This window comes from Streptomyces bohaiensis (assembly GCF_012033785.1).
Lineage (GTDB): Bacteria > Actinomycetota > Actinomycetes > Streptomycetales > Streptomycetaceae > Streptomyces > Streptomyces bohaiensis.
On sequence record NZ_JAAVJC010000001.1, the window covers coordinates 78,594 to 87,290 of the forward strand.

The 8,697-nt window shown below is 73.5% G+C and carries 6 protein-coding genes; 4 read left to right on the plus strand and 2 right to left on the minus strand.

Going from position 1 to position 8,697, the window contains the following annotated elements; genetic code table 11:
* Positions 1-82: 82 nt before the first annotated feature.
* On the plus strand, positions 83-1,072 hold the full coding sequence (locus HCN52_RS00345) for a TAXI family TRAP transporter solute-binding subunit (RefSeq protein ID WP_168086279.1): 990 nt from the start codon (positions 83-85) through the stop codon (positions 1,070-1,072).
* A 137-nt stretch (positions 1,073-1,209) separates the two neighbouring features.
* Entirely contained in the window at positions 1,210-4,275 is a 3,066-nt protein-coding gene (locus tag HCN52_RS00350; protein ID WP_168086280.1) for an alpha-mannosidase, read from the plus strand.
* Between the two features lie 52 nt (positions 4,276-4,327).
* Here HCN52_RS00350 and HCN52_RS00355 read toward each other — a convergent pair whose 3' ends face one another.
* Positions 4,328-5,740, minus strand: coding sequence for a sensor histidine kinase (locus HCN52_RS00355; protein WP_168086281.1), 1,413 nt, complete (start codon positions 5,738-5,740; stop codon positions 4,328-4,330).
* 15 nt (positions 5,741-5,755) lie between these two features.
* A complete protein-coding gene (locus HCN52_RS00360) occupies positions 5,756-6,466 on the minus strand; it encodes a response regulator transcription factor (RefSeq protein WP_168086282.1) in 711 nt (236 codons plus the stop codon).
* Positions 6,467-6,956: 490 nt separating this feature from the next.
* Between HCN52_RS00360 and HCN52_RS00365 the strand changes: the two genes are divergently transcribed.
* The gene (locus HCN52_RS00365) at positions 6,957-7,745 is read left to right on the plus strand and encodes an amino acid ABC transporter ATP-binding protein (protein WP_168086308.1); all 789 of its coding nucleotides are present in this window, start codon (positions 6,957-6,959) and stop codon (positions 7,743-7,745) included.
* Positions 7,746-7,818: 73 nt separating this feature from the next.
* On the plus strand, positions 7,819-8,661 hold the full coding sequence (locus HCN52_RS00370; protein WP_168086283.1) for a glutamate ABC transporter substrate-binding protein: 843 nt from the start codon (positions 7,819-7,821) through the stop codon (positions 8,659-8,661).
* Positions 8,662-8,697 lie beyond the last annotated feature (36 nt).

Sequence of the window (8,697 nt, forward strand, 5' to 3'; positions counted from 1 at the left end):
CCCGCGGGCGGGCGCGACGCCGCCGCGGAGCGGCCGGTGGGGACCGCTTGGGGCCGGGGCGGGCGTCCGGCACACTGTGCGCATGGCTTCGCGCGCGCTCCCGCCGATCCCCCGCCGCCACCTGCTCGGCATGGGGGCGGCCGCGGTCGGGAGCGGAGCGCTGTGGTGGCTGGCCGCGCGCGACGGGGAGCCGCCGCCGAGCGGCGAGGTGGTGGTGAGCACCGGTGTGCCGAGCGGCGTGTACGCCCAGTACGGCCAGCTCCTCCGGTCGCAGCTGGCACGCGATCTGCCGCAGGTCCGGGTGGTGCTGACACCCAGCGCGGGCTCGGTGGAGAACATCGAACGGCTGCTGTCGGGCGAGGCCGACTACGCCATCGCGACCGCGGACTCACTGGCGTCGCACCGCGCCACCGACGGCACCGGCGCGCTGACCGCGTGCGCCCGGCTGTACGACGACTACATGCAGCTGGTGGTGCCCGCGGCGTCGCCGGTGCGGTCGGTGGCGCAGCTGGCGGGGCTGCGGGTGGGGGTCGGCCAGGACCGGTCGGGGGTGCAGCTCGTCACGCGCGAGCTCCTCACCGCCGCCGGGCTGGACATGGACCGGGACGTGACCGCGGCGCGCGAGGGCATCCACACCATGCCGCGGATGCTGGAGCAGGACCGGCTCGACGCCTTCTTCTGGTCCGGCGGCCTGCCGACCCGGGCGGTCGAGCAGCTGGCCTCCCGCCACGCGATCCGCCTGGTGCCGCTGGGTGAGCTGCTGCCCCGGCTGCGGCAGCAGGGCGAGCACACGGCGTACTACCGCGCGGCCGTCGTGCCGCCCGACGCCTACCCGGAGGTGAGCGGCACCACGGGCGTCGACACCGTCGCGGTGGCGAACCTGCTCGTCACCACGGCGGGGGCCGACGTGACGCTGACGGAGCGGCTGACGGCCTCGGTGATACGCGGCCGCGACCACATCGCGACGGTGGTGCACGCCGCCCAGCGGGTCGACCTGCGGACGGCCATCTACACCCAGCCGCTGCCGCTCCACCCCGGCGCCGCCCGCTACTACCGGTCCGTCAAGTCCTGAGCGCCCCCGTGGCCGGACCGGCAGCGCCCGGCCGGCCGTGACACGGCGGCGACGGACGGGGCACCCTGGCCGGTGCCCCGGGTCGCGGTCCGACCCGCAGCCGGGGCGACCGCGCACCGCAACCCCACGGAGGACTCATGCACGACGACCGCCGCATCGTGGAGGACCGCCTGCGCCGCGTCCTCGGCGAACGAATCGCCCCCGCCGTCCACGGCGCGCGGACCCCGCTGACGGTCGAGCGCTGGGACGCGCCCGGCGAACCGGTGCCCGCAGCCGAGGGCCTCGCCGCGCCGTACCGCGCGGCGGCCGTGGGAGAGCGCTGGGGTCCCGCCTGGGGCACCACCTGGTTCCGGGTCACGGGCACGGTGCCCGCCGCCTGGCGGGGATCGACCGTGGAGGCGGTGCTGGACATCGGGTTCGACCGGGCGATGGCCGGGTTCCAGTCCGAGGGGCTCGTCCACCGCCGCGACGGCTCCACCGTCAAGGGACTCAACCCGCACAACGACTGGGTGCGCGTCGCCGACCGGGCCGAGGGCGGGGAGGAGGTGGAGCTGTACGTCGAGGCGGCGGCCAACCCGATCCTGCTGACCCCGCAGCTCCCCGGCCCGCTGGGCGACCGGCTGACCGCCGGCGACGAGCCGCTGTACCGCGTCGAGCGCATGGAGCTCGCCGTCTTCCACCCGCAGGTGTGGGAGCTGGTCCGGGACCTGGAGGTCCTCGGGCAGCTGATGGCCGAACTGCCGCTGGAGGACGCCCGGCGATGGGAGGTGCTGCGCGCGGTGGAGCGGGCCCTGGACGCGCTCGACCTGACGGACGTGCCCGGCAGTGCCGGGGCGGCCCGCGCGCCGCTGGCCGAGGCCCTCGCCTCCCCCGCCCGGGCCTCGGCCCACCGGGTGAGCGCCGTGGGCCACGCCCACATCGACTCGGCCTGGCTGTGGCCGGTGCGGGAGACGGTGCGCAAGGTCGCGCGGACGTCCGCCAACACGGTGGCGCTGATGGACCGCGACCCCGACTACCGGTTCGCCATGTCGCAGGCCCAGCAGCTGGCCTGGCTCAAGGAGCACCGGCCGGAGCTGTTCGCGCGGGTCCGCGAGAAGGTGGCGGCCGGGCAGTTCCTCCCGGTGGGCGGCATGTGGGTGGAGTCCGACACCAACATGGTCGGGAGCGAGGCGATGGCCCGGCAGTTCCTGTACGGGAAGAAGTTCTTCCTCGACGAGTTCGGCATCGAGACGCGGGAGGTGTGGCTGCCCGACACCTTCGGCTACACCGCCGCGCTGCCGCAGCTGGTGCGGTTGTCGGCCTCCGACTTCTTCCTCACGCAGAAGATCTCCTGGAACCAGACCAACGCTTTCCCGCACTCCACTTTCTGGTGGGAGGGGATCGACGGGACCCGGGTCTTCACGCACTTCCCGCCGGTCGACACCTACACCGCCGAGCTGACCGGGGCGGAGCTGGCGCACGCGGCCCGGAACTTCCGCGAGAAGGGCCGCGCCAGCCGCTCCCTGGTCCCCTTCGGGCACGGCGACGGCGGGGGCGGCGCCACCCGCGAGATGCTGGGGCGCGCCCGGCGGTTGCGCGACCTCGACGGCTCCCCCCGGGTCGAGGTCGAGGCGCCGGCGGAGTTCTTCCGCAAGGCGCTCGAGGAGTACCCGGCGGCACCGGTGTGGGCGGGCGAGCTGTACCTGGAGTTCCACCGCGGCACCTACACCTCGCAGGCGAAGACCAAGCGGGGCAACCGGCGCAGCGAGTCCCTGCTGCGCGAGGCCGAGCTGTGGGCGGCGACCGCCGCCGTGCGGGAGGAGGGGTACGCCTACCCGTACGAGGAGCTGGAGCGCATCTGGAAGGAGGTGCTGCTCCACCAGTTCCACGACATCCTGCCCGGGTCGTCCATCGCCTGGGTGCACCGCGAGGCGCGCGAGACCTACGCCCGGCTCCGTGAGGAGCTTCAGAGCCTCGTCGCCGTGGCACAGCGCGCGCTCGCCGGGGAGGCGGGCGAAGCGGGCGGCAGCGTCGTCTTCAACGCCGCGCCGCACGCGCGCCACGGCGTCCCCGGGGGCGGCGCCGCGCCCCGCACGACAGCACCGGCCGGGGAAGCGGAGGTGACGCTGACCGCGTTGCCCGACCGCAGCGGCTGGGTGCTGGACAACGGTCTGCTGCGGGTGACGGTGGACTCCCGCGGGCTGGTGGTGTCGGCCGTGGACGCGGCGTCGGGCCGCGAGGCGGTGGCCCCGGGCTCCGCCGCCAACCTGCTCCAGCTCCACCCCGACCTGCCCAACAAGTGGGACGCCTGGGACATCGACGCCTTCTACCGGCACACCGTCACCGACCTGACCGACGCCCGGGAGGTCGTCCCCGCCGCGGAGGCGGGCTCCGCGAGCGTGCGGGTGGTGCGCGAGTTCGGGGAATCGTCGGTGACGCAGACACTGACGCTGCGCGCCGGCGACCGGCTGCTGGAGATCGACACCGAGGTGGACTGGCACGAGACCGAGAAGCTGCTGAAGGCGGCGTTCCCGCTGGACGTCAAGGCGGACCGTTCCGCGGCGGAGACGCAGTTCGGGCACGTCTACCGCGACACGCACACCAACACCTCCTGGGAGGCGGCGAAGTTCGAAATCTGCGCCCACCGCTGGCTGCACGTCGCGGAACCGGGGTGGGGCGCGGCGCTGGTCAACGACTCGACCTACGGCCACGAGGTGACCCGCGACGTCCGCGAGGACGGCTCGCAGACCACGACCGTCCGGTTGTCGCTGCTGCGGGCGCCCCGCTACCCCGACCCGGAGACCGACCAGGGCCGGCACCGGATGCGGTACGGACTGGTGCCCGGCGCGGACATCGCGGACGCGGTCCGCGAGGGCCATGCCATCAACCTGCCCGAGCGCGTCGTGCCCGGGTCGGCCGAGGTGCGACCGCTGGTCGCCTCGGACACCGACGCCGTGGTCGTGGAGACCGTCAAACTCGCAGAGGACCGTTCGGGCGACGTGGTGGCGCGGATCTACGAGGCCTCGGGAGGCAGGTCCGCGGCGACGCTGTCGCTCGGCTTCGCGGCGGGGTCGGCGACCGTCACCGATCTCCTGGAGCGCCCGTGGCCCGGCGCCGCAGCGCCTCCGATCGAGCGGGGCGGGGCGGCCGGCGGGGCCGCGGACACGGTACGGCTCTCGCTGCGGCCGTTCGAGATCCTGACGCTGCGGTTCGCCCGCGGCTGAGCCGTCCGGCACGAGCTCGGCGCCGCGCCCGCGGGTGCGGCGCCGAGCCGCCTCACTCGGTTCCGGGATGCCCCGGGTCCTCGCGCGGCAGGCGGACAGTGGCCCGCAACCCCCGCGGCGCGTTGTGCCCGTAGGAGATGTCGGCCCCGCCGGAGGTCAGCAGCGCCCTGACGATGGACAGCCCGAGGCCGGAGCCGGAGACGTTCTGGTGCCGCCCGGCGCGCCAGAAGCGGTCGCCGACCCGCGACAGCTCCTCCTCGGAGAGGCCGGTACCGGTGTCGGCGACCTCGATCCGCACGACGTCCCCCGCCGCCCGGCAGGACACCTCCACCGTGCCGCCGGCCGGGGTGAACTTGATCGCGTTGTCGACCAGCGCGTCGAGCGCGCTGGAGAGAGCGATCGGGTCCGCCCACGCGGTGACGGCGCTGGGCCCGACGGTCCGCAGGGCGACCTCCGCGCGGTCGGCGACCGGACGCCAGGAGTCGGCACGCTCGGCGGCGAGCGCCGCGACATCGGTCGTGCGCAGGTGGACCGTCGACTGCTCCGCGACCGCGAGGTCGAGCAGATCGTCGAGAACGCGGGCGAGGCGGGTCCCCTCCGCCCGCACCGAGGCGAACTCCTGGCTGCCGGGAGGCAGCTCGAGACCGAGCAGGTCGATGCGGAGCAGCAGCGCGGAGAGGGGGTTGCGCAACTGGTGCGAGGCGTCCGCGACGAAGGCGCGCTGCTGCTCCAGGACCTCCTCCACGTGGTCGGCCATCTCGTTGAACGACGCCGCGAGCCGGCGCAGTTCCGGCGGGCCGCCCGCCGCGGCCACACGGGAGTTCATCCGCCCGGTCGTGATCCCGTGGGCGGCGCGGTCCAGGTCGCGGACCGGGCTGAGCACCCAGCCCGTCAGCCGGAAGGCGGCCGCCACCGCCAGCGCCATCGCCGCGGCCTCCCCCAGCGCGATCGGCAGCCAGCCGCGAAGGATGCGGGCCCGCAACGCCCCGGTCGGGGAGTCGGTGAGCACCACGGCGACCACGTCACCGTCCCGGACCACGGGTGAAGCGACCACCAGGCGGCGCTCCGCCTCCCAGGGCCAGATCTGGCCGGGGCCGTGGCTGCGGCGCCCCGCGAGCGCCTCGTCGAACGCGGTACGCGCCTCCTCGTCGGCCACCCCCGCCCAGCGCACCGGGGCGGAGGCGAGGGGGCGCCCGTCACGCCGGAACACGCCGGCCCGGATGCCGTACAGCTCGTGGTAGCGGTCGAGCTCCTCCTTCAACTGGTCGAGTGCGCCGGCGGGCGCCTCCCGCTCCGCGCCGGTGGCGAACTGGGCGAGGGAGGCGAAGCGAGCGGTGTCGTCGATGCGGTCGACGACCAGCCGCTGCTGCTCGGTGGCGGCCTGGCTGGCCGCGAGCGGGACGCCGAGGGCGAGGAGGACGCCCGCCTGGAGAAGGATGAGGAGGAGGAGAAGCCTGGTGCGCACGGTGGGGTCGGCCGATCAGGGTCGGGGGACGGCGAGGCGGTAGCCCACGCCGCGGACGGTCTCGACCAGTTCACCCCGGCGGAGCTTGGACCGCAGCGACGCCACGTGCACCTCCAGCGTCCGGCCGGTCCCCTCCCAGCTGGTGCGCCACACGTCGCTGATGATCTGCTCCCGGCGGAAGACGACACCGGGGCGCTGGGCGAGCAGCGCGAGCAGGTCGAACTCCTTGCGGGTCAGCTCCACGGGCTCACCGTCGACGAGGACACGGCGCGCCGACAGCTCCACGGTCAGCGGCCCCGCTGACAGCACGTCGCCACCGGGCGCGCCACCGCCGTCGGTGTCGGCGCGTTCGGGGGCGGGACGGTCGGGCGCGGCGCGCCGGCTGACCGCGTGGATGCGCGCCAGCAGCTCACCCGTGTCGTAGGGCTTGACGACGTAGTCGTCGGCGCCGAGGTTCAGACCGTGTATGCGGGACCGGACGTCGGCCCGCGCCGTCACCATGATCACCGGTATGCGCGCCAGTCGTCTGATCTGGCCGTACACCTCGAACCCGTCCGCGTCGGGCAGGCCGAGGTCGAGCAGCACCACATCGTGGCCGCCGGCCTGCACGCGGTCGACGGCCTCGGCACCGTTGCGGGCGTGGGTGACACGGAAACCGTGCCGGCCGAGTATCGCGACCAGCGCCGCGGCGACGTGTTCGTCGTCCTCCACCAGCAGCAGTCTCATGCGACCTCCTTCCGCCTGCGCGGCGGTCTCGTCCGTCCGCCGGGCGGGGGCCGTACCGAGGCGTCGCACGCCCGGCACGACGGTGGGCCGCGCGCGCCGTCCGGCCTGCGGCCGTGCCGACACGCCGCGGGGCGGTCTGTACGTGCGGTGCGACCGTCCTCGCCGACCCCCGGGGGGGGGTCGGGCCCGGGGGCCGCCGGGGGTGGCCGTGGCAGGCACGGCACGGGTCCACCGGCTGCACCCCCGGTGAAAAGTGAACTCCGGACGGGCCCGGAAGTCCACTCCCGCGGGCCGGTCGGCCCGCCCTGCGCCCCACCGGGCCCCACCCGCCACACGGGGGCCACCGCGCCGTGACCCACCGCTACCACCAGCGGCGATACGTAGTACAGAGACATCAGATCGTTATCCTCAATTTCAGCTCAGATCGGCTGACGTCCATTCGGCCGCTGGCTAGGGTCCCTGCAACCGACGAGGACGGAGCATGACCACGATGAGCGATGTGCCGCTGACCAAGGACGTCGAGGGCGACGCCGCGCCGCTGGCGGAGGACCTGGTCGTCCTGGACGGCGTGAACAAGCACTTCGGTGCGCTCCACGTGCTCCAGGACATCAACCTGACGATCAAGCGCGGCGAGGTCGTCGTGGTGATCGGGCCCTCAGGCTCCGGCAAGTCGACGCTCTGCCGGGCCATCAACCGCCTGGAGACCATCGACGGCGGGACGATCACGATCGACGACGAGCCCCTGCCCGCGGAGGGCCGCGGCCTCGCCCGCCTCCGCGCCGACGTGGGCATGGTCTTCCAGTCCTTCAACCTCTTCGCCCACAAGACCGTGCTGCAGAACGTGATGCTCGGCCCGATCAAGGTGCGCAAGCAGGAGAAGGCCGAGGTGGAGAAGCGGGCCCGGCAGCTCCTGGACCGCGTGGGCGTGGGCAACCAGGCCGACAAGTACCCCGCGCAGCTCTCCGGCGGTCAGCAGCAGCGCGTGGCGATCGCGCGGGCGCTGGCGATGGAGCCGAAGGTGATGCTCTTCGACGAGCCCACCTCCGCGCTGGACCCCGAGATGATCAACGAGGTCCTGGAGGCCATGAAGCAGCTGGCCCGGGAGGGGATGACGATGGTGGTCGTCACCCACGAGATGGGCTTCGCCCGCTCCGCGGCGAACCGCGTGGTCTTCATGGCCGACGGACGGATCGTCGAGGAGGCCGAGCCGCAGCAGTTCTTCGACAACCCGAAGAGCGACCGTGCCAAGGACTTCCTCTCGAAGATCCTGCACCACTGACCCGCACGACCTCCGGCGCCGCCGGCCCCCACACGTAGTCCCTCACCCCGTTAACCAGAGCAAGGAAATGATCATGAGAGCTCGTAAGTCCGCCACGCTGGCCGCCTCCGCCCTCGTTCTCGCCCTCACCGCCACCGCCTGCGGCTCCGACGACAGCAACGGCGGCTCGAGCGACGGCGGCGACAGCAAGGACACCCTGACCATCGGCATCAAGTACGACCAGCCGGGTCTGGGCCTGCAGACCGCCGACAACGACTTCACCGGCTTCGACGTCGACATCGCCCGCTACGTCGCCGCCGAGCTGGGCGTCGAGGAGGACGACATCACCTGGCGCCAGGCGCAGTCGCCCGAGCGCGAGAACATGATCAAGAACGGTGACGTCGACTTCATCGTCGCCACCTACTCCATCACCGACCAGCGCAAGGAAGAGGTCAGCTTCGCCGGCCCCTACTTCGTGGCCGCGCAGGACCTGCTGATGCGCAGCGGTGAGTCGGTCTCCAGCGAGGACGAGATCGGTGACCTGAACCTCTGCTCCGTCTCCGGCTCGACGTCCGCGCAGAAGATCCAGGAGGACATCGCCCCCGACGCGAACCTCCAGCCCTACGGCGGCTACTCCGAGTGCCTCACCGGCCTGGAGAACGGCGCCGTCGACGCGCTGACCACGGACAACACCATCCTCGCCGGCTACGCCGCGCAGGACGAGCACCAGGGCAAGTTCGAGCTCGCCGGCCTGGACCTGGGGCCGGAGAACTACGGCATCGGTATCCCCAAGGACGACACCGAGCTGCAAGAGAAGATCAACGCCGCGCTCGAGAAGATGTTCGAGGACGGTGCCTGGGCCGAGGCCGTCGAGAAGAACCTCGGCCCGGCCGGCTTCGAGGTCCCGGACGCCCCGGAGATCACCGAGGGCAAGTGATCCATGGTGGCGGGGGGGGGGGGGGGGGGGGGGGGG